The following is a 26,001-nucleotide window of genomic DNA, read 5'->3' as shown; positions in this document are numbered from 1 at the left end:
CAGTCGCGGCAATCTTCACCCGCCCCTTGAGGGGGCGGGTCGGCACGCATCGCAGATGCGTGACGGGGCGGGGTGACAGACTATCCGCGGATGCTCTGCTGGAGGTAGAGCACCGTCACCCCCAAGCCGCCAGAGAATGCGCGGAGAGGCTGTCACCCCGCCCCGCCGCTCATTGCATGAGCGTCGACCCGCCCCCTCAAGGGGCGGGTGAAAGAAACGCCGGGTCGTAGCGCTCGCAAAACTGTTCGATCGCTTCCGAGCGGAAATCGCTCAAGCGTTCGAAGATCAATTCGTCCGGCCAGTCCCACCATGCGATGCGGCGCAGGCTTTCAGCGACGTGATCCGGAAAGCGCTGGCGGATTGCGCGCGCCGGGACGCCGCCGACGATCGCGTAGGGCGGCACGTCACGGCTGACGACGGCGCCAGCGGCAATGACAGCGCCGTCGCCGACCGTGACACCCGGCAGCAGGATGGCGGCGTGGCCGATCCAGACGTCGTTGCCGACGATCACCCGATCGCCACGGCGGTCGGCAAAGAAGTCGCGGTCGCGGGTGGCCGTCGCCTCATAATATTCCGGGCAATAGGTGAAGCGGTGCTGCGAGGCCCGGCCCATCGGGTGGTTCGGCGCGCCGATCCGCACCGAATTGGCGATCGCCGTGAATTTTCCGATGGCAGCATCGGCGACATCGCAATTCTCGCCGAAATAGGAATAGTCGCCGAGCGAGGCATATTCGATGCGGGTGTTTTGCAGCACCTCGCAGCGCCGGCCGATTTTTGCCTCGCGCAGGCGTGCCGTTTCATGGACGAAGGTTTCCGCGAGTTTCGGGCGATGCGGCGCGTCCATGAAACGGGCTCCGATGACGGCGACAGAATGTAGGGTGGGCAAAGGAGCGAAGCGACGTGCCCACCATCTCGCAGCGAATTCAGGGATGAATGGTGGGCACGCTACGCTTTGCCCACCCTACGATTCCCGTTAGCCCTACGCGTGCAGCTTCTGCAGCTCCTTCAGGATCGCTTCGCCCATCTCGGTGGTCGAAGCCGCCTTCGTGCCTTCCGACTTGATGTCCGCGGTGCGAAGCCCGCTGGCGAGCACGGCTGCGATGGCCGCGTCGACCTTGTCGGCCAGCGAGCCCATGTCGAAGGAATAGCGCAGCGCCATGCCGAACGAGGAGATCATGGCGATCGGGTTCGCCAGTCCCTGGCCCGCGATATCGGGCGCCGAGCCGTGCACCGGCTCGAACAGCGAGCGGCGCTTTTTGGTCTTGGCGTCGACCTCGCCAAGCGAGGCCGAGGGCAGCATGCCGAGCGAGCCGGTCAGCATCGCCGCGATGTCGGACAGCATGTCGCCGAACAAATTATCCGTGACGATGACGTCGAACTGCTTCGGCGCCTTTACCAGCATCATGCCGCCGGAATCGGCGAGCTGATGCTCCAGCGTCACGTCCTTGTATTCGCGCGCATGCACCTGCGTCATGACCTCGTTCCAGAGCACGCCTGACTTCATGACGTTGCGCTTTTCCATCGAGGTCACCTTGTTCTTGCGCTTGCGCGCCAGGTCAAAGGCGACGCGGCCGATGCGCTCGATCTCGTAGGTGTCGTAGACCTGCGTGTCGATCGCGCGCTTCTGGCCGTTGCCCAGATCGGTGATGGTTTTGGGCTCGCCGAAATAGACGCCGCCGGTGAGTTCGCGCACGATCATGATGTCGAGGCCTTCGACCGCCTCGCGCTTCAGGCTCGAAGCATCCGCCAGCGCCGGATAGCACACGGCCGGGCGCAGGTTGGCGAACAGGCCGAGATCCTTGCGCAGCCGCAGCAGACCGGCTTCGGGCCGCACCTCGTAGGGCACACTGTCCCACTTCGGCCCGCCGACCGCGCCGAAGATGATGGCGTCCGCGGCGGTAGCCTTGGCCATGTCGGCTTCCGAGATCGACACCTTGTGCGCGTCATAGGCCGAGCCGCCGACCAGACCCTGCTCGGTCTCGAACGAGGCTAGCCCCTCCTTGTTCAGCCAGTCGATCAGCCGCTGCACCTCGCCCATCACTTCAGGGCCGATGCCGTCGCCGGGGAGAAGCAGCAGTTTATGGGTCGCCATGGTCTGGTCCTTCTAGGCTCTCTGGTCGTCATTCCGAACGTCGAGCGAAGCGAGGCGATCCGGAATCCATGCCGGCCCCAAGCGCAAGCGGACGAATGGATTCCGGGTTCGTGGCTAGCGCCACGCCCCGGAATGACGGGTCGGGCGGAGTGCTAAAACGCCCAAGGAAGATTGGCAAGGCGGATTGGCAAGGCGCCGCAGACAGGCCACAAAGGCCGGGAACGAGCAACCCGCGGCCCTCGAAGAAGGCAGCAAGACGGACCTCATGACCGCAGCCATCATCTACGCCTTTGCCTCGGCGGGTTTCCTCGGCGCCGGCGTCGTGCTGGCGCAACTGGGCTTGCGGACCGTCGAGCCGCTGTCGGGGGCCGCGATCAGCGTTCCCTGCTTCACGTTGCTGTTTTTGCTGCTGTCGCCGCTGATCCTGCAGGGCGAGCCGATCGTGTGGCGCGGCCTCCCCATCTTTATCGCCATCGGCCTGTTCTTTCCGGCGTCGCTGACGCTATTGACCTTTGCCTCGAACCGGGCGCTCGGGCCGGTCATCACCTCGACGCTCGGCAACCTCGCGCCGCTGTTTGCGGTGGCGACCGCCGTGGTCCTGCTGCACGAGCCGCTGCACGCGCCGCAACTTCTCGGCCTTGTCGTGGCGGTGGCGGGAGCGGCGATCATCACCGTGACGCGGCCGCGCGACCTCGGCCATTGGCGGAGCTGGGCGCTGCTGCTGCCGCTGTGCAGCGCGCTGATCCGCGGCGTCGCGCCGCCGGTGGTCAAGCTCGGGCTGGAAGTGTGGCCGAGCGCGCTCTGGGGCTGCCTGATCGGCTACATCACCTCTTCACTGGTCGTGCTGACCGTGCAGCGCATTCGCAAGGGCAGTTTTGTCGTGGAGGCGCCGCGCGCAGGATTGTTCTGGTTTGCACTGACGGGAATCAGCAACGGCCTGAGCGCGCTGACGTTGTTTGCCGCGGTGCGCAACGGGCCGATCACGCTGGTGGCGCCGCTGGCCGCGATCTATCCGCTGGTCACGGTGGCGCTGAGCGCAATGGTCTTGAAGCATATCGAGATCACCGCGCGGATCGTGGCCGGCGCCGCGCTCACCGTGCTCGGCGTCGTGCTGGTGCTGATCGGCTGAGCCCGTTGCGGGATCGGCAACGCACCGTTGCAGACGCCACACCTGTGCAAGCCGGCGCCCGCCTGCCACACTGCGCCCCCTGCCGGAGCTTTCAGTGCCATCCCCTGATGTTGCAAACCCCTACCCGCATCCCGCGCGGCTGATCCTGATCCTGTCGATGGCGCCGACCGCCGGTCTCGGCATCGGCCGTTTCGCCTATGCGCTGGTGCTGCCCGACATGCGCGACACGCTGGCATGGTCCTATTCGGCGGCCGGCTTCATGAACACGGTCAACGCGGCCGGCTATCTCGCCGGCGCACTGCTCGCCTCGCGCATGATTGCAAGGTTCGGGATGCTCGCCTCGGTGCGATGGGGCACGGTGGCCTGCGTGCTGTCGCTGGCGCTGTGCGCCCTATCGGGGAATTTCTACGTGCTGACCCTTGCCCGGCTGCTGGCCGGCATCGGCGCCGCGGCCGGCTTCGTCGGCGGCGGGACACTGGCGGCGACCATTGCGCAGTCACGGCCCGAGCGGGCGAATTTCCTGCTCAGCCTGTTCTATGCCGGTCCGGGCCTCGGAATTCTCTTGTCGGGGCTGGTCGCACCGTTCGTCCTGCAGGGGTTCGGGCCGGGCTCTTGGTGGATCGTGTGGTGGGCGATGGCGCTGCTCGGCGCGATCATGACCATCCCCGTGCTGCTGACGCCAGTCCATGAAAGCGCGGTCTCGACGGCGGCGAAAGCCGCGAAATTCGCCATCGCGCCGGTCGCGATCTATCTCGCCGGCTACTTCCTGTTCGGCGCCGGTTATATCGCCTACATGACCTTCATGATCGCCTATGTCCGCGACGCCGGCGGCGGCGCGGTGGCACAGAGCGCGTTCTGGAGCCTGATCGGCCTCAGCGCCTTTGTGACCCCATGGGTATGGCGGCGCGTGCTGGCGCTCGACCGCGGCGGCCTCGCCACCACGATCATTCTCGGCGTCAACGCGATCGGCGCGGCGTTGCCGATCTTCGGGCAATCGGTGTGGCTATTGGGGCTCTCGGCGCTGGTGTTCGGCGTCGCCTTCTTCGCCGTGGTCGGCTCCACCACCGCCTTCGTGCGCTTCAACTACCCGCCGCAGGCCTGGCCTGTCGCGATCGCGGCGATGACGATTTCATTCGGCATCGGCCAGACGCTGGGACCGATCGTCGTCGGCGCGATCACGGACGCGGTCGGCAGCCTGTCGTTCGCGCTGAACCTTTCGGCCGCCATGCTGGCGCTGGGCGCGGTGCTGTCGGCGTTTCAGCGGAAGGTGCCGCAGCGGCTGTAGGATGTTTGACAAATCGCCTCGATGATGCTGCGCCGGGCGATGCCAAGCTGTGCTAGACTGATGGAAAAACCGCAACGCTTGAGGAGATGAAACGGCATGACCTACTTCGATCTCGGGCCATACAGCCGCAACGTCACGACGTCATCGCCCGACGCGCAGATCTGGTTCGACCGCGGGCTGAACTGGCTGTTCGGCTTCAACCATTATGAAGCGATCAAGTGTTTTCAGAAGGCGCTCGGCCACGACGGCGAATGCGCGATGGCGCATTGGGGCGTCAGCTACGCTTCGGGCCCCAACTACAATCTGCCCTGGGTGCGCTACGACCCGCTCGGCCGGCAGAGGGCGCTGTCGGCTTCCTTTGACGCGATGCAGGCAGCATTGGCGCATGCCGGGAAAGCCAGTCCGGTCGAGCAGGCGATGATCAAGGCGCTCGGCGCGCGCTATCCGCAGCGCGGGGCCATTGAAGACATGTCGCCCTGGGACAAGGCCTACACGCAGGAAATGCGCAGGGTTTTTGCGGCATTCCCTGACGATCTCGAAGTCCGCGCGGTGCTGGCGGAATCGATCATGAACGAGACGCCGTGGCAGATGTGGGACCTGCCGTCCGGCAAGCCCGCCGAGGGTGCAGGCACCGAGGAATGCCGGGCGCTGCTGGAGCAGGCGCTCGAACGGATTCCCGCTGCGTGGGATCATCCGGGACTGCTGCACCTCTACGTCCACCTGATGGAGATGTCGCCATTCCCCGAACGCGCGCTGCGGGCCGGCGACCGGCTGCGCGACCTCGTGCCGGATTCCGGCCACCTCATTCACATGCCGACCCATCTCGACGTGCTGTGCGGGCACTACAGGGATGTGCTGGTCTACAATCAGAAGGCCCTGGAGACCGACCGCCGGTTCCTCGCCTATTCGAACGATCCGGGCGTCTACCTCGTCTATGTCATTCACAATTTTCACTTCGCGATCTACGGCGCGATGTTTCTGGGCCAGTACACGCCCGCCATCGCAGCGGCGGAAGAGCTGATCGCGACGATTCCCGAGGCGGTGCTGCGGGTTCAATCGCCGCCGATGGCCGATTTCCTCGAAGGCTATCTGACGATGAAGCAGCACGTGCTGGTGCGGTTCGGCAAGTGGCACGAGATCATCGCGCAGGAGCTACCCAAGGACAAAGAGCTGTATTGCTCGAACGTCGCCAAGATTCACTACGCCAAGGCGGTCGCGCATTCGGCGCTCGGCCATGTCACGGAGGCCGAGGCAGAGCGTGCGCTGTTCATGGCGGCGAAAGCGCGGGTGCCGGAGAGCCGCCGCGTCCACAACAACAAGATGGTCAATCTGCTCGAAGTCGCGCAGGCGATGCTGGATGGCGAGCTGGAGTACCGCAAGGGCCATTTCGACGTAGCGTTCGCGCATCTGCGCCGCTCGGTCGAGCTGAGTGACGGCCTGCCCTATGACGAGCCCTGGGGATGGATGCAGCCGACCCGCCACGCGCTTGGCGCGCTGCTGCTCGAACAGGGCCGGATCGAGGAAGCCGAGGCGGTGTACCGCTCCGATCTCGGCCTCGACGGCAAGCTCAGCCGCGCCTGCCAGCATCCGGATAATCTCTGGTCGCTGCACGGGCTGCATGAATGCCTCGCGCGTCGCGGTGAGAAGATAGAGAGGCCGCTGATCAAGCAGCGGCTCGATCTCGCGCAGGCCCGGGCCGAGATTCCGATCAAGGCCTCGTGCTTCTGCCGGCGGATGGAGATGGCGGCGGCTTAGGCCGTTCGGCATCGACCGAAAATCGATCAAGCGATTGCCGCGCGGCCGTCAGCGGCTGAACAAACATCGGCCGCGTTCCGATGGCCTTTGCGCGGAAGGATTGCAGCCTCGCACCGCGCGATAGGTGAAATAAGTGTCGATTTTCGGTTGGATGGAAAAGCTGCTGGCGGGCGACCAGAATGCCGCGCCGCCCGACGCGCGCGTCGAGCGCGACGCGAAGGGGCGCATCGTCTCCGTCAGCCAGACGCTCTCGCCGGGCGGAACGGCGGCAACGGATGCTCATCCCAAACTCGTCCTCGGCGAAGGCCTCCACGCCCGCTTGGGCGAAGCCTGCGACTGGCTGACGAACCGCAACATCTCGCTGGCCCGTGCGCACGGCATCGGACTGGAAGAGACCTACGCCTTCGACCAGGACGAGGGCAGGCTCGAGTTGATCTTCAGCGACGGACGAAAAATTGTCGCCAGCGGCCAGTTGATCGGCTCGTTCGACCCGCGGGATCGCACGTTCCTGTGGGCCTGGGCCAACCCGTCGATACATCAGGAGCTGCTCGAAGACGCGCAGTGCGCGCAGGCGGAAGGCCAGCGTATGGGCGACGCGGCGCTGACGACGCCGATCCAGACTGCGGATTTCGGGCAGTTGACGGCGTTGCTCGCGCTGGTCAGCCAGATTTCCGGCGCTGACGGTCTCTACCGCTGCATCACCAACGGTTCGACCTCGGTTTTCGTGACGTTCCGGATCGACGCCCACCTGCTGCCCGACGGGACCAAGGTCGACGCGGGCGCGTTCTTCGCGGATCGGGCAAGCGACGAGATGTTGGCGTCCGCCGCCATTCTCGCCCGCTCCTATGACGGCGAGATGTTCGCCATCGACCGCATCTACCACGAGCGAGGTGACGAGAGCATGCAGGCCATTAACGGATTGCTGGCGAAGAAGCTCGACATCTATCAGCGGTATTGGTCGCGCGACGATGACGAATGGAAACCCTGCTCGTTCGGATGGCCCTCCGGCCATGACCCTGCGACCGTGAAAGCGTGCTTCACGGCGCCGCATGTGCTCGGCGGCGCGCTCGATATCTCGATCGGAAAAATGGTCCGCAAGACGATCTATCGGTTCGAACGCGTCGGCGGCGACTTGAAGATCACGGACCAGTTGATCGAGTGGGGTGAGGGTTTTGTCTGGCCGGCCGCGCCGTAGCCGCTTCTTCAGCTCCCGCTGAACGAATTATATCCCTGGTCTTCCCAGAAGCCGCCCTTGTAGTCGTTGGTGACTTCCATCGACATCACGTATTTCGGGTTCTTGAAGCCGAGCTTGGTCGGCACGCGGATCTTCATCGGGAAGCCGTAGGCGCGCGGCAGGATCTCGTCGCCGAACTTGAAGGTCATCTGGGTCTGCGCATGCAGCGCGGTTGGCATGTCGAGCGGCGAGTTGTAGCCGTCCTTGTCGGCGCACTGGAACCAGACATATTTCGCGCGGGTGTCGGCGCCGATCACCTTCAGGAAATCGCGCAAGGGTGTGCCGGTCCAGCTTCCGATCGCGCTCCAGCCTTCGACGCAGATATGGCGCGTGACCTGCTTGACCTGCGGCAGTTGGTAGAGCTCGTCCAGCGTCCAGGATTTCTTGTTCTCGACCAGGCCGCGCACCTCCAGCTTCCAGGTCTTGCCGTCGACGGTCGGCGCGTCGTCGAGGTCGTAATAGGCATTGAACGGGAACGGCTTTGTGATGGCGCTTTCCGGAAAGGTCGGCGCCATGGCGTTGGGGTTGAACATCAATGCCTGCACGCCGTCATTGAACTTGGAGACGCGCTTCAGCATCTCATCGGCCGAGAATTGATCGGTGACATCGCAGCCGGTCAGGAGCGTCAGCGCGCCAAGGCTGGCGCCGCCGGCGATGAAACGCCGGCGCGTCAGGTCCGGCATGGTCTTGACGGCGTCGCGGACGAGCAGCGTCTTGTCGACGCCGGGGATCAGGAGGTTGCGCATGCGGCCCATGACTATGCTCCGTGTTTATATCTTGCACATGATCTTGTCGGAAAACCGGGATCCACCTTTCCGGATCATGCGCTAATTATCGGCCGATGATCATGGCGCGCAGGCTCTTCGGCACCAGAAGAGCGAGCGCGACATGGACCACCATGAAGGCGACGATGCCGGCCATACAGAAGAAGTGGACGTAGCGGGCACCCTCGTAGTCGCCGAACAGCGCCGCCAGATATTGCAGCTGAACCGGTTTCCAGATCGCCAGACCCGACAGCACGATGAGGATGCCGAGGATGATGACGCCGGCGTAGAGCAGCTTCTGCACCTGGTTATATTTGCTGAGATCGGTGTGCGAGAGCTTGCCGGTCAATGCCGCCTTGGTGTCGGAGATCACGCCGCCCGGCGTGATCGGCAGCAGCTTCTTGCGGAAGCGGCCGGTGGCGAGACCCACCGCCAGATAGATCAGGCCGTTGACCATCAGCAGCCACATCGCCGCAAAATGCCAGAGCAGCGCACCGCCGAGCCAGCCGCCCAGCGTGATGCTCTTGGAAAAGGTGAAACTGAACAGCGGCGAGGCGTTGTAGATCTGCCATCCCGACATGATCATCAACACCATCGCAAACGCGTTGGTCCAGTGCAGCGCCCGCACCCAGGCCGGCTGGATCACCCTGGCCTTGGTTGACGCCGCTTGTTCGCCGCTGACTGTGACCGCCGACATGGGCTCACCCTCTGCTTGAAATTCGTTACCGAGTATACGCCGGGACCCGGCTCTCCGTTACCACCAAGACGCTATCAAACCGATACCTGCGACGTATCGTCCTTCACAAAAAAGCGAGCCGGGTTGCCCCGGCTCGCCCATCCACACGCCCCTGTTGGGACCAGTCAGGCGCGCGCGGGAGCTCAGGACGCCGGCATCAGCACGGTGTCGACCACATGGATCACGCCGTTCGACTGATTGACGTTCGAGATCGTGACCATCGAGGTGCCGCCCTTGGCGTCAACGATCCAGACCTTGCCGTCCTGGAGCTTGACCGACAGCTGTTCGCCTTCGGCGGTCTTCAGCTTCATGCCGTCCTTGAGGTCGGCAGCGGCGAGCTTGCCGGGCACGACGTGGTAGGTGAGGATCTTGGTCAGCGTCGCCTTGTTCTCAGGCTTCACCAGCGTCTCGACGGTGCCGGCCGGCAGCTTGCCGAAGGCGGTGTTGGTCGGCGCGAACACCGTGAACGGGCCCTTGCCTTCCAGCGTCTCGACCAGGCCAGCGGCCTTCACGGCGGCAACCAGCGTGGTGTGGTCCTTCGAGTTGACGGCGTTCTGGATGATGTTCTTGGAGGGGAACATCGCGGCGCCGCCGACCATCACGGTCTTTTCCTGCGCGTTGACCGGCGCGTTGATGGTCGCAGTGAAGGCCAGTGCGCTGAACACGGCGGCCGACAGCAGTGCAATACGTTTCGACATGAATCTTCTCCCGAGGATTGCGATGGCCGGCGGGTCCTCCGCCGGTAGCAACGACGCTGGTCGATGGACCGGGTTGTTTGCGTCGTCGTTGGCCGAGCTACGGGAGGTTTTTTGGCTAGTTTCGGGGAATAAATTATCGTGATGGGTGAAACTTTAGCGGGAGCGGGCCGTGGGGCGACAGAAACCCGGGCCGTCTCTTTGGCTGACATCCATCTCGCACCGATGCTAACTTATTCCGCGACACCTGGGAGATGACGCATGAACAACGCTAACTTCGCCGATGGTGCCGGCTATGTCAGAGGACGCTTCGTCCCGATCGCCGAGGCGACGCTGCCCGTCACCGATTGGGGATTTACGCGGTCAGATGTCGTCTACGACGTCGTGCATGTGTTCAAGGGCGGCTTCTTTCGGCTTGCCGACCATCTCGACCGTTTCGAGCACTCGATGGCGCAGCGCCGGATCCGGCCGCCGGAAGACCGCGCCGCGATCGAGGCGATCCTGCACCGCTGCGTGGCGCTGACCGGGCTTGCCGATGCCTATGTCGCGATGGTGGCGTCGCGCGGACGACCGCGCGTGGCGGGGTCACGCCGGCCGGCCGATTGCGAAAACCATCTGATCGCCTATGCGCTGCCCTGGATCGACGTGATCCCCAAAGACGTGCAGGCGCGCGGCGCGCATGTCTTCATCGCCTCGACGCCGCGCGTGCCCGACGCCTCGGTCGACCCCACCATCAAGAACTACCAGTGGAACGATTTGACCTCCGGCCTGATGGAAGCGCACGACGCCGATTTCGACACGGCGGTGCTGTGCGACGCGCAGGGATTTTTGACCGAGGGGCCGGGTTTCAACATTTTCGTCGTCAAGGATGGGCGGGTGACGACGCCGGATCGCGGCAGCCTGCACGGCATCACGCGCCGGTCGGTGCTGGAGCTCTGCGCCGAACTGGGCATCGAGGCGGCCGTCGAACCGATTCCCCGATCGGCGCTCGACGACGCCGACGAGGTGTTTCTGGCGACGACGGCCGGCGGCGTCATGCCGGCATCGCGCATCGGCGCGCGCATCCTCGGCAACGACCGGCCGGGGCCGATCTCATTGCTGCTCAAGGACACCTACTGGCGCAAGCACGAGGAAGGCTGGCACCGCACGCCCGTGCGTCCGCTGGAGGCGGAGGCGGCGGAGTGATGGTCGTGATGAGCGGCGGACATCGGTCTTTTCACCCGCCCCTTGAGGGGGCGGGTCGGCTCACATGGAGCGCAGCGCAATGTGAGACGGGGCGGGGTGACAGACTATCCACGCATGCTCTGTTGGACGTGGAGAGACCGTCACCCCACCCCGCCACGCATCTTGCGATGCGTGACGACCCGCCCCCTCGAGGGGCGGGTGAAGAAAAGAGCTAATCCCGGTTCGCGGGCGTCTGGATGAATCCGCGGTTGTGCGTCGGGCTGATCAGGATCTCGTTCATGCACACCCGCGGCGGCATGCTGGCGACGAAGGCGATGGTGCGGCCGCAATCTTCCGGCTGCAGCATTTTTGCCTGCTCCTCCTCCGACGGCACCACCGGGCGCAGCTTCAGGATCGGGGTGGCGACCTCGCCGGGCGACAGGCAGCAGGCGCGCAGGCCGTTGACGCATTCATCCATGTTGAACGAATGGGTCAGCGCCAGCACCGCATGTTTTGTCGTGGTGTAGGCCGGGCCCGGCATTTTCGAGACGTGACGGCCGGCCCAGGATGCGACGTTGATGATGCAGCCGTCCTGCTGTTTGCGCATCGCCGGCAGTACCGCGCGCATGCAATAGAGCACGCCGTTGAGGTTGACCTCGACAAGCTTGTCCCAGCCTTCCAGTTCCATGTCGGCCCAGCTGCGCTTCGGCACGTTGATGCCCGCGCTGTTGACCAGAAGGTCGATCCGGCCGTGTTTGGCGAGGATCTGGTCGGCGGCCTTGTTGACGTCGCCCTTGTTGCTGACATCGAGCTGGATCGCCTCGGCCTTGCCGCCCTTTTTGGTGATGTTGGCGACCACGCGTTCGAGTTCTTCCTTGCGGCGGCCCGAAACCACCACGGTCCAGCCGTCGGCGGCGAGAAATTCCGCCCCGGATTCGCCGATCCCGCTGCCACCGCCGGTCACCCAGGCCACACGTTTCCCGCTATTTGACATGCAAACTGTCTCCGTTGCTTTATGAAGGGCGTTCTTGCTATTCCAGCCGGCGAATTCCGCTGCCAGCGCCCCCTCAGGGAATGTTGCATGAACACGACCGCCAACGCCAACCTGTTTTCCCGCCTGTTCGACGGCCTCGACGATCCGGACCGGCTCGCGATCGAAATGCTCGACGGCACGGGCATCAGCTATGCCGACCTGATCGCCCGCGCCGGCCAGATGGCGAACGTGCTGGTGGCGCGCGGCGTCAAGCCCGGCGACCGCGTCGCGGCGCAGACCGAAAAATCGGTGCCGGCGCTGGTGCTGTATCTCGCCACGGTGCGCGCGGGCGCGGTCTACCTGCCGCTCAACACCGCCTACACGCTGAACGAGCTCGAATACTTCATCGGTGACGCCGAGCCGTCGCTGATCGTCTGCGACCCGTCGAAGGCGGAGGGCATCGGCGCGATTGCCGCCAAGGTGAAGGCCAAGGTCGAAACGCTCGGCGCCGACGGCAAGGGATCACTGACGGATGCCGCTGCCAAGGCCGATGCGGCCTTCGCCACCGTCGCCCGCGGCAACGACGATCTGGCCGCGATCCTCTACACGTCCGGCACCACCGGCCGCTCCAAGGGCGCGATGCTGACGCACGATAACCTCGCGTCGAATTCCTACAGCCTGGTCGACTACTGGCGCTTCACGGACAAGGACGTGCTGATCCACGCGCTGCCGATCTACCACACCCACGGCCTGTTCGTGGCGAGCAACGTGACCCTGTTCGCGCGCGCCTCGATGATCTTCCTGCCGAAATTCGACCCCGAACTGATCATCAAGCTGATGGCGCGCGCCACCGTGCTGATGGGCGTGCCGACCTTCTACACCCGGCTGTTGCAGAGCCCGGCGCTGACGAAGGATGCGACGAAGCACATGCGGCTGTTCATCTCGGGCTCCGCGCCGCTGCTCGCCGACACCCACCGTGAGTGGTCCGCGCGCACCGGCCACGCCGTGCTGGAACGTTACGGCATGACCGAAACCAACATGAACACGTCCAATCCCTATGACGGCGAGCGCGTGCCCGGCGCCGTCGGCCATCCCCTGCCCGGCGTTTCCGTCCGCGTCACCGATCCCGAAACCGGCAAGGAGATCGCGCGCGATACGATCGGCATGATCGAGGTGAAGGGCCCGAACGTCTTCAAGGGCTACTGGCGGATGCCGGAAAAGACCAAATCCGAATTCCGCGACGACGGCTTCTTCATCACCGGCGATCTCGGCAAGATCGACGACAAGGGCTATGTGCACATCCTCGGCCGCGGCAAGGACCTGGTGATATCAGGCGGCTTCAATGTCTACCCGAAGGAAATCGAGAGCGAGATCGACGCCATGCCGGGCGTGATCGAGTCCGCCGTGATCGGCGTACCGCATGCCGATTTCGGCGAGGGTGTTACTGCCGTGGTGGTCTGCAACAAGGGCGCGGAGGTCACGGAAGCCGGCGTGCTCGGCGCGCTCGACGGCCGGCTCGCCAAATTCAAGATGCCGAAGCGCGTGTTCGTGGTCGAGGAACTGCCGCGCAACGCCATGGGCAAGGTGCAGAAGAACATCTTGCGGGATACGTATAAGGATATCTACGCGAAATAGGGGCGCGGGCCGTCGCGACTTGAAATCATGAAGCGCGAGCAAGCCGTCCGCATTCAAAAGCACGTCCTCGACGCCGACGCCGCTTTGGATCGCGCGAGAACCGCGATCGCGGATCTCGGAAAAAAGGAACGACTGGCCCTCGATGGATTGCTTCAAGAAGCCGTCGAGACGTTGCATCTCGAGCTACTCGAAGAAATCTACGCCCAGTATCCCGACCTGGAACCAACTCCTATGGAAGAAGAAGTGCCGGCCATCAGCAGCACCCTCACATGGGATCAGGTTCGCCTGCCGCCCTCTGTGACCGAAGCGGACCTCGACAGCATCATTTTGTCATCGCTGAAGCCGCAATGGCAAAAGACCGCGATGGTGGTCTTTCGAGCCATGGACCGCTGCGAAGAGCGTGGCCTGCCGATCGGCGATGAGGCGATTGCCGCACGACTGCAGGTGCTTGCCGCTTCCGATCGCATCGAAGGCATCGGCGATCTCCGCAAATGGCGTCATAGCGAAGTGCGACTGAAGGACTGATTTGTAGCCCGGATGAGCGCAGCGACATCCGGGGGCCACGCTCACGCTGTCCCGGATATCGCTGCGCTCATCCGGGCTACAGGGTCACGCGCCATTCAAAAGGCTGACCACGAACCGTCCGCCGACGATAAACAGATACGTGCCGAACGCGATTTCGAGCGCGCGTTTTGACAGCGCGTGCGCAAGCTTCACGCCGAGCGGCGCGGTGATCAGCGTGGTCGGCATCACCAGCACTGCGCCGATCAGCGAGACATAGCCGATCGCGAACGGCAGTTGCAGCGCGGCGACGTCGGGAAAGCGCGCGGCCGCGGGCCAGCCGGCATAGGCGTAGCCCAGCGCGCCGGGAATCGAGATCAGCACGGCCAGCGCCGACGAGGTCGCCACCGCCTGATGGATCGGCCGGCCGTAGAACGTCATCAGCAGGTTCGCGAACAGGCCGCCGCCGACGCCCATCAGGGTCGACAGCAGACCGATGACGACACCATAGAGCCGCATCAGCAGGCCGGTCGGGATCGTGTCGCCGAATTTCCAGCCGTCGCGCGTGAGCAGCAGGCGGGTGGCGGCCGTCCACGCCACCATCACGAAGACGATCTTGAACAGGCGCTCCGGTGCGAAGCGCGCGGTGACGCTGCCGGCGAGAACGCCGATCACGATCGGCACGTACCATAGTTTGAGGATTTCCATGTCGACCGCGCCTCTTTTGTAGTGGGCGCGAAACGACGACAGCGAGGTCGGGATGATGATGGCCAGCGACGTGCCGATGCAGAGCGGCATGCGCACTTCCAGCGGCACCCCGACGAGGCGAAAGCACTCGTAGAACACCGGCACCAGAATGGCGCCGCCGCCGATGCCGAACAGGCCGGCCATGAACCCCGACAAGGCGCCTACCGCGACCAGCAGCAGGGCGAGTTCGATTACCTCCTTGGGGTCGAGGCCGGCGATCATCAAGGGCACCTAAGTCCGGAGGCAGGCCTCGCATCCACAGGGCCGTCGGCAACCGCCGCGCTGAAGGCATAGCCGCTTCCGGATGCCGGAAACATCCGCATTCGCGTGCGGCGTCCCTGCGCAATGGCGGGCAGCAAAATCCGCATATCGGATCGGCGCCGAATGAATGGCGTTGACAGCCCCCGGTGCAGCCGCCGGCCGCGCGCGCCGCAGGGAGCGGGTGTTCACCGGATATCTCGTTGACTGACGGGAGGAAACTCAGGCGTCGCAAGCTAGCCAAGACGAACGCCCTAAGGATGATTTAATATTCAATCCTTAGATTCCGTTTTTCGCCGGTGGTATACCAAGCCGCTGAATCATTCCCCGTTTCCGAGCTTCCTAGCAATGAATGCCGGTTCGATTCAAAGCGATTTGACCGTTGCGCTGACTGATTCGACTCCGTAAATAGAATTCATCTACCGCGCATCCCGATGGGCCGGCCGCGGTTCCACACAACATGAAGCTGCCGAATGACCGCCAGGATCGAACGACCGCTCTCGCCCCATTTGCAGACCTACCGCGTCACCCTGACGATGGCGCTTTCCATCATCCACCGCGCCACTGGAATTGCGCTCTATTTCGGCACGCTGCTGCTCGCATGGTGGCTGATTGCCGCAGCCTCCGGCCCCGGCGCCTACGCCTACGTTCAGGCCTTCAGCAGCAGCATCATCGGCAAGCTGATCCTGTTCGGCTACACGTGGGCGCTGCTGCATCATCTGTGCAGCGGCATCCGCTACTTCTTCTGGGACCTCGGTTACGGCTTCAAGCCCAATGAGCGCGAAGCGCTGACCTGGGGCGCGCTGGTTGCAGGCATCTCGCTGACCGTCCTGGTCTGGATCATCGCCTATTCGGTCGGAGCCAAATAATGAGTGGCCGCTCCTCGATGCGCACGCCGCTGGGCCGTGTCCGCAATCTCGGTTCCTCGCATTCCGGCACCGGCGATTTCTGGCGCCAGCGCCTCACGGCGGTGGCCATGGCGCTGCTGATCGTGCCGGTCATCGTCATTGTCCTGATGCTGACCAGCAGCAATTTTGCCGGCGCCGCGCAGATCCTTTCCTCGATCCCGGTTGCGATCCTGCTGGTCCTGTTCATCATCGCCAGCACATTCCACATGCGCATCGGCATGCAGATCGTGATCGAGGACTACGTGCATAACGAAAAGATCAAGCTCGCCTGCGTGATGGCGAATAATTTCTTCTGTATCGCGGTGGCGCTGGCGTCGATCTACGCGATCTTCAAATTGTCATCGGGAGTTTAGCCCATGGCCTCTCAAGGTAACGGCAAGGCCACCAACGGTAGTGCCCCCGCCACCAACGGAAAAGCCTATCCGATCGAGGACCACACCTATGACGTGGTGGTCGTCGGCGCCGGCGGCGCCGGCCTGCGCGCCGTGGTCGGCTGCTCGGAAGCGGGGCTTCGCACCGCCTGCATCACCAAGGTTTTCCCGACCCGCTCGCACACCGTGGCGGCGCAGGGCGGCATCTCGGCCTCGCTCGGCAACATGCATCCGGACGACTGGCGCTGGCACATGTACGACACCGTCAAGGGGTCGGACTGGCTCGGCGACCAGGACGCGATCGAATACATGGTGCGCAACGCCCCGGAAGCGGTCTACGAACTCGAGCATTGGGGCGTGCCGTTCTCGCGCACCGAGGACGGCAAGATCTACCAGCGCCCGTTCGGCGGCATGACCATGGACTACGGCAAGGGCCAGGCGCAGCGCACCTGCGCCGCCGCCGACCGCACCGGCCACGCCATGCTGCACACGATGTACGGCCAGGCGCTGCGCCACTCGGCCGAATTCTACATCGAGTTCTTTGCCATCGATTTGATTATGGACGACCAGGGCGTCTGCCGCGGCGTCATCGCGCTGAAGCTCGACGACGGCACGCTGCATCGTTTCAAGGCGCAAACCACGATCCTCGCGACCGGCGGCTACGGCCGCGCCTACGCTTCCTGCACCTCGGCGCATACCTGCACCGGCGACGGCGGCGGCATGGTGCTGCGCGCCGGCCTGCCGCTGCAGGACATGGAATTCATCCAGTTCCACCCGACCGGCATCTATGGCTCGGGCTGCCTGGTCACCGAGGGCGCGCGCGGCGAAGGCGGCTATCTCGTCAATTCCGAAGGCGAACGCTTCATGGAGCGGTACGCGCCCTCCGCCAAGGATCTCGCCTCGCGCGACGTCGTCTCGCGCTCGATGACCATCGAGATCCGCGAAGGACGCGGCGTCGGCAAGAAGAAGGACCACATCTTCCTGCACCTCGATCATCTCGATCCCAAGGTGCTGAACGAGCGGCTGCCGGGCATTTCCGAATCGGCGAAGATTTTCGCCAATGTCGACGTCACCCGCGAACCGATCCCGATCGTGCCGACGGTGCACTACAACATGGGCGGCATCCCGACCAATTATCACGCCGAAGTTCTGACCAAGAAGAACGGCGAAGACAATGCGGTCGTGCCCGGCCTGATGGCGATCGGCGAAGCCGCCTGCGTGTCCGTGCACGGCGCCAATCGTCTGGGTTCGAACTCGCTGATCGACCTCGTGGTGTTTGGCCGCGCCGCCGCACTCCGGCTGGCCGAAAAGCTGACGCCGAACGGCAAGCAGCCGGACCTGCCGGCGGGATCGTCGGACCTCGCGCTCGGCCGCCTCGATCAGTATCGCTACGCCTCCGGCGGCACGCCGACCGCAAAACTGCGCGAGGGCATGCAGCACGTCATGCAGAGCAATTGCGCGGTGTTCCGCACCGGCGAGATTCTCACCGAAGGCCAGAATCTGATCCACAAGGTGCATGGTGGCATCGGCGACGTCGCCACCACCGATCGCTCGCTGGTGTGGAATTCCGACCTGATCGAAACGCTCGAATTCGACAACCTGATCGCGCAGGCGGTCGTGACGATGGATTCGGCGGCGAACCGCACCGAAAGCCGCGGCGCCCATGCGCGCGAGGATTTTTCCGAGCGCGACGACAAGAACTGGATGAAGCACACGCTGGCGTGGATCGACAAGGGTGGTAAGACCACCATCGATTACCGCCCGGTGCACGACTACACGATGACGAACGACGTTCAGTACATTCCGCCAAAGGCGCGGGTGTATTGAGCACGGCTTGTCATGCGCGGGCAAAAGGCGCGAAGCGCTGTCTTCGTACCAGAAGCCCCGCGCATCCATCTTCCTTCGAAAGAGGATGGATTGCCGGGTCAAGCCCGGCAATGACGACGGAGAACCACAGAGGCAGAACCTATGGCTGAATTCGCGCTTCCGAAAAATTCCAAGATCACCGGCGGCAAGGCCTGGCCGAAGCCGGCCGGCGCCACCGAGACGCGCGAGTTCAGGGTGTATCGGTGGAATCCGGATGACGGCAAGAATCCGAGCGTCGACACCTATCATGTCGATATCAACGATTGTGGGCCGATGGTGCTGGACGGCCTGATCTGGATCAAGAACAACATCGACCCGACGCTGACCTTCCGCCGCTCCTGCCGCGAGGGCGTCTGCGGCTCCTGCGCCATGAACATCGACGGCCAGAACACGCTGGCCTGCACCAAGTCGATGCACGATGTGGCCGAAGGCGGCGCCGTGAAGGTCAACCCGCTGCCGCACCAGCCCGTCGTGAAGGACCTGGTGCCCGACCTGACCAATTTCTACGCGCAATACGCCTCCATCGAGCCGTGGCTGAAGACCACCACGCCGACGCCGCAGAAGGAATGGAAGCAGAGCCACGAGGACCGCGAAAAGCTCGACGGCCTCTACGAATGCATCCTGTGCGCCTGCTGCTCGACCTCCTGCCCGAGCTACTGGTGGAACAGCGACCGCTTCCTCGGCCCCGCCGCCCTGCTGCAGGCGAACCGCTGGGTGACGGATTCCCGCGACGAGGCCACCGGCGAGCGGCTCGACAACCTCGAGGATCCGTTCCGGCTCTACCGCTGCCACACCATTATGAACTGCGCCAAGGCGTGCCCGAAGGGTCTCAACCCCTCAGAAGCCATCGCCGAGCTCAAGCTGAAGATGGTCGAACGGCAGATCTAGCTTTGGGCCGGCGCTGCCGCGCGGCCTTTTGGGGTCTCGTGTTCGATCGCCCAGCGCAGCTGGCGATCCGTGGCGCGCAGCTTGATCTCGTCCGAGGCGAGCGCGGCGAGATTGGCAAGGATCTGCTTCTGGGTGTCGTCGAGCGTGCGCGGCCTGGTGTCGATCACGCAGAGTGAACCCAACGTGAAGCCGTCGGGATCGACCACCGGACAGCCGGCGTAAAACCGAAACCCGAGCTCCCCTGACACCGCCGGATTCTCCGCGAAGCGCTGGTCGGTCGCGAGGTTCTCCGCGACCATGATGCTCTTCTGCAGAATGGTGTGATTGCAGAACGCCCAGCCGCGCGGCGTCTCGGCCAGATCAAGCCCGTAGCGCGACTTGAACCATTGGCGGGTCGGGGTGAGCAGCGTCAGCAGCGCGACCGGAGCGTCGAGGCTGCGCGCCGCCAGCCAGGTCAGACGATCGAACGAATCCTCCGGCGGCGTGTCCACCAGGCCGGAGCGTTCGAGCGCAAGAAGCCGCTGGCTCTCATTGGCCGGAAAGGGAAACGAGGGCGGGGTCGCGAACGGAGCGGGGTGCTCGACGGCGCCCCGAATGGCGGCCTCGATCGCCTCCGGCAACGCGGGCAATCCGTCGATGAACCACGTCATGCCGGTGTCTGGACCGATCGCGCCGCTCTGACGCTCTGCCGCCGAACGGCCGACGATCAGGATCCGGGTACATCCAAGCGCCGGATCGGCGTGCAGACTCTCCAGCACGCCCAATCCGCTGGTGCCCGACTGTTCGGCTTCGATCACGACGGCGGCCGGCAGCCGGGAGCCGATCGCGAGCAGCGCCGCATAGAGGTCCGTGTAACTCTCCACGACACAGTCATTCACCTTCGCCAGAACGGCTTCGTAATCGGCGATCCGTTCCGGGCGTGCGATCACGATCACCCGCGCGGAGGCAAACATCGGCGTCTGGCCGGGGCCGGATATCACCGCGAGCACGTCGCGGCGGTAGACCCGGCGATGACCTCCCGGGGTTTTCCAGGAAGCGATCGAGCCGCCTTCGATCAAAAGCTGCGCCGTGCGCACCGAGACGCCCAGAATCTTGGCGGCCTCCGCCGTCGTCAGGATTTCCTTGTCCATTGCGTCCATCTCTGCCTCCGGCCGTGCGCCGGCCGGCTCTGTCCCCGTCCTCACAATGTCGTGCTCCGGCTCCTGTTGACAAGGGGATGCACCTGCTATTTTGATAAATCTGATGATAATGATAGATTTGATAAATCTGATACACTGGCTCCGCGCCGCTTGGCGGATGCGGGCTGCCGCGTCCCACCCTTTTTCCAGAAGGAGACCACGCCCTAGCCCAACCCCCTCCCACCCATCCCTGGAATCGCCCGTGCCCGAGATACGTGGCTCGGCCCCCAACAGCCTCAACCGCGAAAACGGCGCGATCCGTGACGCCACCCGTCCGCACCGGCTTTGGCTGCCTGCTTCCTTTTCCCAACCGCGCCTGCCCGGGACGATCCGTTCCCCGGCAGCGCCCACTTGCCTGGAGTATCCCCATGAATGACTTTCTGCCCTCTGATCTTCCGGCGTTTGCGGACCGCGTTGCCGCCAATCAACGCCAGCTCAGCGAACATTCCCGCGGCAGCTACGACTTCATCGTCTGTGGCGCCGGCAGCTCCGGCTCGGTCGTCGCACGGCGCCTCGCCGAAAATCCGTCCGTCGCCGTCCTGCTGATCGAAGCCGGCGGCACCGACGAGGTACCGACCGTCATGGAGCCGGGGGCGTGGCCGGCCAACCTCGGCAGCGCGACCGACTGGGGCTATGTCGCGGAGCCCAACCCCCATCTGAACGGCCGGGCCATTCCGATGTCGATGGGCAAGGTGCTGGGTGGAGGCTCCAGCATCAACGTGATGGTATGGGCGCGCGGCCACCGCAGCGATTGGGACTTCTTCGCCGAGGAAGCCGGCGATCAATCCTGGGGCCATGACGCGGTCTCGAAAATCTTCCGGGAGATCGAGAACTGGCAAGGCACGCCCGATCCGCGCCATCGCGGCACCGGAGGCCCCGTCTTCGTGCAACCCTCGCCCGATCCCGGGCCGGCCGCGGTGGCGATGCTCGACGCGGCGAAAGAGATCGGCATTCCGACCTTCGCAAGCCAGAACGGCGAGATGATGGAGGGCGACGGCGGCTGCGCCTTCACCGACGTGCTGATCCGCAACGGTCGGCGCCACTCCATCTTCCGCGCCTACACCTACCCGTTTCTCGACCGGCCCAATCTCACGCTGCTGACCGGCACGCAGGTGACCCGCGTCCTGATCGAACACGGCAAGGCCGTCGGCGTCGAGGCGGTCCACCAAGGTCGGACGCTGCGGTTCGAGGCGGCCAGAGAAGTGATCCTCTCGCTGGGCGCGGTGCAGACGCCGGCGGTGCTGATGCGTTCCGGCATCGGCGCCGAGCGTGATCTCCGGTCGCTCGGCATCCCCGTGGTCCAAGACCTGCCCGGCGTCGGCCAGAACCTGCAGGATCACGTGTCGTTCGGATGCATCTGGGAATATCGCGAGCCGGTGGCGCCGCGCAACAGCGGCAGCGAGGCGACGCTGTACTGGAAATCCCGCGCGTCGCTCCCGAACCCGGACCTGCTGTTCTGCCAGGCCGAGTTTCCGGTGCCGAGCCCGGAGACCGCGGGCCGCGGCACGCCGGCACACGGCTGGACGATGTTCGCCGGTCTCGCTCTGCCGAAGAGCCGAGGCCGGGTAAGCCTTCCAAGCGCCGAGCCGCTTGCGACCCCGCGGATCGAAGCCAACATGCTGTCGCATCCCGACGACGTGACGGCGGCGATCGCCTGCGTCGAGATGTGTCGCGCGCTCGGCAACACCCGCGCCTTCGAACCGCTGGTGGCGCGCGAGTCGATGCCCGGCCATCTCGGCGCCGCCGAGATGGAGCGCTTCGTGCGCGACTCAGCGGTGACTTACTGGCATCAGACGTGCACGGCGAAGATGGGACGCGATGCGATGTCCGTGGTCGACAGCAAGCTCAAGGTCTACGGCGTCGACCGGCTTCGCATCGCCGACGGCTCGGTGATGCCGCGGATCACCACCGGGAACACGATGGCGCCGTGCGTCATCATCGGAGAGAAGGCGGCCCGCGCGCTGCGGGACGAGCACGGTATATGACCGCCGCTCGCCGGTAGCACCGATAGACGGCGGACGTGCCGGCGTCCGCCCCATCGCTCGGCGCTTCACAACAATTTGCCGCCCCTCGACGGAAGTTGCCAGGGGCGGCTGTTACGTTGCGAAGCGCGTGCTGTCCTTGCGACGTGAGCGCCATTGCGCTCGTCGGCGGGCGGACATTTCCCGCTCTTCGCGGGCTCGGTCCGGACGACGGGACCCCGCAGCTAACGCATCCCGAGGAAGTTGCGGCGCACTCTATCGGCAAACCAGAGCGCAACGATCGCGGCGAACGAGAGGGCGAATAATTCCGCGGTCAGTATAAAAGCCTGTCCTGCAGCTGACATGAATTCCTCCCTATGTTTGTTTGTTCGTTCGCCGGTCGAGCCGACGCAACGGCTGCCGGATGGCAACCCGGGTATGTTTGCCTGCAACGGCCCGCCCGGCGTTGCGGTGGATCAACTGCAGCCCGCCACGATCGCAATTTGAAGCAAATCAGAACATCGCTCGGCCGCGGCCTGTATCGTGGTTCCACTGACGGGACTTTGTTCCCACCCCGAGATTGCGCTAAGCTCGGCGCTGAGCCGGAGCAACCGTGCAGACCGCGCAACGCAATTCCCTGAGACTTCTGCAATGGATGATGGCCGCCTCGCTGGCCCTTCCGTTGGCGCTGCTCGTCTTCGCATCCGCGATCTCCTGGATATCGGTTCGCGAAACCGCCGACCGCGAAATCGAACGCGCGCTGGATGTCGCGCACGAACATGCACTGAAGGTGTTCGAGACCATCGACCGCAGCCTGTCGGAGATGGCCGAGATCGTCCGCGACGTTCCCGATGCCGAGATTGTGGCGCGCGAACAATCGCTGCACCTGCGACTGAAGCAACTGGTGGGCGCATTGCCGCAGGTGAAGTCGGCCTGGATCTTCGACGCCAAGGGCCACGCCCTCGTCAACAGCCTGGTCACGCCGGCGCCTGAGATCGATTTTTCCGACCGCGACTATTTCAAGGCCCACATCAATAGCGATATCGGGACCTATATCGGCGAGGCGCTGCAGCCACGGCCGCCCTATCAGGGCGCGGCGTTTTTCGGCGTCAGCCGGCGTCGTCCCGGCGAAGACGGCAACTTTGCCGGCGTGCTGCAGGCGTCGGTATTCCCGGAATATTTCGAGAACTATTACGCGCGGATCGGCCGCGAACCCGGCAGCTATTTTGCGCTGGGCCGGACCGACGGCGCCACGCTGGCGCATTTCCCGGTCATCGATCGCGACACCCGCACCGGGCCGATCGGCGAATTGTTCGCAGCCGGGAAAAAGGCCGGCATCAAGTCCGGCCTCGTCACCACAACATCATCGGTCGACAGTATCGAACGCCGCCTCGGCTACCGGCGCCTCGCCGAATACCCGATCGACGTCGCCGCCGGCCTCGAGACCTCGGCGATTCACGCGCGCTGGCGCTCCACCATGGGCCAGCATTTGATTTTCGGCGCGCCGGCCACCGCGCTGCTGTTCGCGGGACTAGGGCTGGCCCTGCGACGCACCCGTCACCTCTACCTGGAGGCCGAGAAGCGGCGGGGGGCCGAGGAAGCGCTCAAGCACGGCCAGCGGCTGGAGGCACTGGGCCAGTTGACCGGCGGGGTCGCGCACGACTTCAACAACCTGCTCACGGTCATCCGCGCCTCGGTGGACCTGTTGCGGCGGCCCGACCTGCCGGAGCCGCGGCGGCTGCGCTATATCGAAGCGATCTCCGATACCGTGACCCGCGCCGCCAAGCTGACCGCGCAACTGCTGGCCTTCGCGCGGCGACAGACCTTGAAGCCGGAGGTGTTCGAGGTCGGACGCAGCGTGCAGACGCTGAGCGAAATGATCGGCACCCTGGTTGGTTCGCGCATTGAAATCGTGATGCTTTGCCCGGAAGAGCCGTGCTTCGTCAATGCCGACGCCGGTCAGTTCGAGACCGCCATCATCAACATGGCCGTGAACGCGCGGGACGCCATGGCGGGCCAGGGACGGCTGACGGTGGCGGTGGGCATGGCGGCGAGCCTGCCCAACGCCGCGCCCTTGCCGCAACACCCGTATGGCTATGTCACCGTATCCGTCGCCGACACCGGCAGCGGCATTGCGCCGGATCAGCTCGAACGGATATTCGAACCCTTCTTTACAACCAAGCAGCCCGGCCACGGCACCGGGCTCGGACTGTCGCAGGTGTTCGGCTTTGCCAAGCAATCCGGGGGCGAAGTGGCGGTCGCCAGCGAATTGGGCAAGGGCAGTATCTTCACGTTGTACCTGCCGCGCACCACCGGCGGCGAGAAGTCACGACAGGCGCCGGTCGCAGACACCCCGGCGGTCAGCGGAAGCGGCATGGCTGTGCTGGTGGTCGAGGACAATGCCGAGGTCGGACGCTTCACGACCGATGCGCTGGCCGAGCTCGGCTACGCCACCAGGCTCGTTACCAATGCGACGCATGCGCTGGAAGAACTGGCGGTCGATCCCGACCGCTTCGACGCCGTGTTCACCGACGTCGTGATGCCGGGGATGACCGGCATCGAACTGGCCCAGGAAATCCGCCGTCGCCACCCCGGACTGCCGGTCGTGCTGGCCAGCGGCTACAGCCACGTGCTGTCGGAACACGGCAGCCACGGCTTCGAACTGCTGCAAAAGCCCTATTCGATCGAGCAACTCTCGCTGGTGCTGTACCGTGCAGGCCGGCGGAAACTCAAACCGGCGACGACAGCCGCGTCATCCTGACGAAATCGCGGGCGCTGCCAGCGTCGCCGCCTTATGGTGCAGCGCGCGACGCGCCGTTGGACACGAAGCCATTGGGCGCTTCGGGTCTGCAGAAACACGGTTGATCCCGCGCTCGCGAATGGAGAACGCTCAATGGCCGTCGAACACCCGATTATCCTGCATCATTTTCCGCAATCGCCGTTTTCGGAAAAGATCCGGCTGGTCTTCGGCCTCAAGAAGATCGCGTGGACCTCGGTGGAGATCGCGCGGATCATGCCCCGGCCGGACCTGATGCCGATGACCGGCGGCTACCGGCGCACCCCGGTGATGCAGATCGGCGCCGACATCTATTGCGACACGCAATGCATCATGCGCGAGCTGGAACGTCGCTTCCCGGAGCCGACCCTGTTTCCGCAAGCCTGCCGGGGTCTGGCATCGGCGAGTGCGATGTGGACCGACAAGGCATTCTTCCAGAGCACCGTCAATCTCGTGTTCGGCGCGCTGGCCGACAAGGTGCCGCAGGAATTCATCGCCGATCGCGAGAAACTGCGCGGCGCCAAATTCGACGTCGCCGCTATGGCATCGGCGATTCCGCAGATGCGCGATCTGTTCCGCGCCAATGTTCAGTGGATCGAGGCGCAGCTTGCCGACGGCCGGCGCTGGATGTGCGGGGACGAGATCAGCCTGTGCGATATCAACGCCTACATGAATATCTGGTACGTTCGCAGCAGCCTTCCGATGATTCTCGACCAGGTGCTTGCGGAATTTCCGGCGACGAAAGGCTGGGAAACGCGGATGCGCGGGATCGGGCATGGCACGTCCACGGAGATGTCGACGGCGGCGGCGCTGGAGATCGGCACACGGGCGACGCCCACGACCGCCGAACTCGCCGATATCAATGACCCGAACGGCCGTAAGCCGGGCGATCAGGTTCAGGTCATGCCCGATGATTACGGCAAGATCGGCGTTCGCGGCGAGATCGTCGCGCTGTCGTCGCAGCACATCGCAATCCGAAGGCATGACCCTATCGCGGGCGAAATGGTGGTGCATTTTCCGCGCGTGGGATTTCTGGTGCTGCCGGTATAATGTGGCAGAACGAGCCGGCGGAACCAGCGGGAACC

22 protein-coding genes are annotated in these 26,001 nt (G+C 64.6%); 14 read left to right on the top strand and 8 right to left on the bottom strand.

Annotation, left to right across the window (positions count from 1 at the left end; genetic code table 11):
* Positions 1-196: 196 nt before the first annotated feature.
* Positions 197-844 (bottom strand): DapH/DapD/GlmU-related protein, encoded by a 648-nt coding sequence (locus QUH67_RS01690; protein ID WP_300944923.1) that lies wholly within the window; start codon positions 842-844, stop codon positions 197-199.
* A 135-nt stretch (positions 845-979) separates the two neighbouring features.
* On the bottom strand, positions 980-2,092 hold the full coding sequence (gene leuB / locus QUH67_RS01685) for a 3-isopropylmalate dehydrogenase (protein ID WP_300944922.1): 1,113 nt from the start codon (positions 2,090-2,092) through the stop codon (positions 980-982).
* Positions 2,093-2,357: 265 nt separating this feature from the next.
* Between leuB and QUH67_RS01680 the strand changes: the two genes are divergently transcribed.
* The 4 genes from QUH67_RS01680 (at position 2,358) to QUH67_RS01665 (ending at position 7,456) form a co-directional block, all read left to right on the top strand.
* The gene (locus tag QUH67_RS01680; RefSeq protein WP_300944921.1) at positions 2,358-3,221 is read left to right on the top strand and encodes an EamA family transporter; all 864 of its coding nucleotides are present in this window, start codon (positions 2,358-2,360) and stop codon (positions 3,219-3,221) included.
* 94 nt (positions 3,222-3,315) lie between these two features.
* Positions 3,316-4,506 (top strand): YbfB/YjiJ family MFS transporter, encoded by a 1,191-nt coding sequence (locus QUH67_RS01675; protein ID WP_407080393.1) that lies wholly within the window; start codon positions 3,316-3,318, stop codon positions 4,504-4,506.
* 96 nt (positions 4,507-4,602) lie between these two features.
* A complete protein-coding gene (locus QUH67_RS01670; protein ID WP_300944920.1) occupies positions 4,603-6,261 on the top strand; it encodes a tetratricopeptide repeat protein in 1,659 nt (552 codons plus the stop codon).
* A 133-nt stretch (positions 6,262-6,394) separates the two neighbouring features.
* Positions 6,395-7,456 (top strand): DUF6882 domain-containing protein, encoded by a 1,062-nt coding sequence (locus tag QUH67_RS01665; RefSeq protein WP_300944919.1) that lies wholly within the window; start codon positions 6,395-6,397, stop codon positions 7,454-7,456.
* 8 nt (positions 7,457-7,464) lie between these two features.
* Here QUH67_RS01665 and QUH67_RS01660 read toward each other — a convergent pair whose 3' ends face one another.
* From QUH67_RS01660 to QUH67_RS01650, 3 genes are all read right to left on the bottom strand, one after another.
* Entirely contained in the window at positions 7,465-8,250 is a 786-nt protein-coding gene (locus tag QUH67_RS01660; protein ID WP_300944918.1) for a molybdopterin-dependent oxidoreductase, read from the bottom strand.
* A 76-nt stretch (positions 8,251-8,326) separates the two neighbouring features.
* Positions 8,327-8,956, bottom strand: coding sequence for a cytochrome b/b6 domain-containing protein (locus QUH67_RS01655; RefSeq protein ID WP_300944917.1), 630 nt, complete (start codon positions 8,954-8,956; stop codon positions 8,327-8,329).
* Positions 8,957-9,138: 182 nt separating this feature from the next.
* Positions 9,139-9,693, bottom strand: coding sequence for a fasciclin domain-containing protein (locus QUH67_RS01650; protein WP_300944916.1), 555 nt, complete (start codon positions 9,691-9,693; stop codon positions 9,139-9,141).
* Positions 9,694-9,951: 258 nt separating this feature from the next.
* Between QUH67_RS01650 and QUH67_RS01645 the strand changes: the two genes are divergently transcribed.
* Entirely contained in the window at positions 9,952-10,875 is a 924-nt protein-coding gene (locus QUH67_RS01645) for an aminotransferase class IV (protein ID WP_300944915.1), read from the top strand.
* 211 nt (positions 10,876-11,086) lie between these two features.
* On the opposite strand, the gene QUH67_RS01640 is transcribed toward QUH67_RS01645, so the two are convergent.
* On the bottom strand, positions 11,087-11,848 hold the full coding sequence (locus QUH67_RS01640) for an SDR family oxidoreductase (RefSeq protein ID WP_300944914.1): 762 nt from the start codon (positions 11,846-11,848) through the stop codon (positions 11,087-11,089).
* Positions 11,849-11,935: 87 nt separating this feature from the next.
* Here QUH67_RS01640 and QUH67_RS01635 point away from each other — a divergent pair, with 87 nt between their 5' ends.
* Together QUH67_RS01635 and QUH67_RS01630 are read left to right on the top strand one after the other, a co-directional pair.
* Positions 11,936-13,462 carry a malonate--CoA ligase gene (locus QUH67_RS01635; protein WP_300944913.1) on the top strand — a complete coding sequence of 509 codons (1,527 nt, stop codon included), beginning with the start codon at positions 11,936-11,938 and terminating at the stop codon, positions 13,460-13,462.
* A 27-nt stretch (positions 13,463-13,489) separates the two neighbouring features.
* On the top strand, positions 13,490-13,987 hold the full coding sequence (locus QUH67_RS01630) for a DUF3658 domain-containing protein (RefSeq protein WP_300944912.1): 498 nt from the start codon (positions 13,490-13,492) through the stop codon (positions 13,985-13,987).
* Positions 13,988-14,071: 84 nt separating this feature from the next.
* Here the strand turns inward: QUH67_RS01630 and QUH67_RS01625 are convergent, their stop codons facing one another.
* Positions 14,072-14,932, bottom strand: coding sequence for a sulfite exporter TauE/SafE family protein (locus QUH67_RS01625; RefSeq protein WP_300944911.1), 861 nt, complete (start codon positions 14,930-14,932; stop codon positions 14,072-14,074).
* A 509-nt stretch (positions 14,933-15,441) separates the two neighbouring features.
* Between QUH67_RS01625 and sdhC the strand changes: the two genes are divergently transcribed.
* From sdhC to QUH67_RS01605, 4 genes are all read left to right on the top strand, one after another.
* Complete coding sequence (sdhC, locus tag QUH67_RS01620) at positions 15,442-15,837, top strand: succinate dehydrogenase, cytochrome b556 subunit (RefSeq protein ID WP_300944910.1); 396 nt, start codon at positions 15,442-15,444, stop codon at positions 15,835-15,837.
* A gap of 17 nt (positions 15,838-15,854) precedes the next feature.
* The gene (sdhD, locus tag QUH67_RS01615) at positions 15,855-16,229 is read left to right on the top strand and encodes a succinate dehydrogenase, hydrophobic membrane anchor protein (RefSeq protein WP_300948305.1); all 375 of its coding nucleotides are present in this window, start codon (positions 15,855-15,857) and stop codon (positions 16,227-16,229) included.
* A gap of 3 nt (positions 16,230-16,232) precedes the next feature.
* A complete protein-coding gene (sdhA, locus tag QUH67_RS01610; RefSeq protein WP_300944909.1) occupies positions 16,233-18,074 on the top strand; it encodes a succinate dehydrogenase flavoprotein subunit in 1,842 nt (613 codons plus the stop codon).
* Between the two features lie 141 nt (positions 18,075-18,215).
* Complete coding sequence (locus QUH67_RS01605; RefSeq protein ID WP_300944908.1) at positions 18,216-19,001, top strand: succinate dehydrogenase iron-sulfur subunit; 786 nt, start codon at positions 18,216-18,218, stop codon at positions 18,999-19,001.
* On the opposite strand, the gene QUH67_RS01600 is transcribed toward QUH67_RS01605, so the two are convergent.
* The gene (locus tag QUH67_RS01600; protein WP_300944907.1) at positions 18,998-20,140 is read right to left on the bottom strand and encodes a GAF domain-containing protein; all 1,143 of its coding nucleotides are present in this window, start codon (positions 20,138-20,140) and stop codon (positions 18,998-19,000) included. The genes QUH67_RS01605 and QUH67_RS01600 overlap by 4 nt on opposite strands.
* Positions 20,141-20,547: 407 nt before the next feature.
* Between QUH67_RS01600 and QUH67_RS01595 the strand changes: the two genes are divergently transcribed.
* From QUH67_RS01595 to QUH67_RS01585, 3 genes are all read left to right on the top strand, one after another.
* The gene (locus QUH67_RS01595) at positions 20,548-22,164 is read left to right on the top strand and encodes a GMC family oxidoreductase (RefSeq protein ID WP_300944906.1); all 1,617 of its coding nucleotides are present in this window, start codon (positions 20,548-20,550) and stop codon (positions 22,162-22,164) included.
* Positions 22,165-22,753: 589 nt separating this feature from the next.
* Positions 22,754-24,901, top strand: coding sequence for a hybrid sensor histidine kinase/response regulator (locus QUH67_RS01590; protein ID WP_300944905.1), 2,148 nt, complete (start codon positions 22,754-22,756; stop codon positions 24,899-24,901).
* Between the two features lie 132 nt (positions 24,902-25,033).
* Positions 25,034-25,966 carry a glutathione S-transferase family protein gene (locus tag QUH67_RS01585; RefSeq protein ID WP_300944904.1) on the top strand — a complete coding sequence of 311 codons (933 nt, stop codon included), beginning with the start codon at positions 25,034-25,036 and terminating at the stop codon, positions 25,964-25,966.
* The last annotated feature ends 35 nt before the right edge of the window (positions 25,967-26,001 follow it).

Source organism: Bradyrhizobium roseum (genome assembly GCF_030413175.1).
Classification (GTDB): Bacteria; Pseudomonadota; Alphaproteobacteria; order Rhizobiales; family Xanthobacteraceae; genus Bradyrhizobium; species Bradyrhizobium roseum.
The sequence above is the reverse complement of the archived record's forward strand: the minus strand, read 5'-3'. Positions and strand labels throughout refer to the sequence as shown.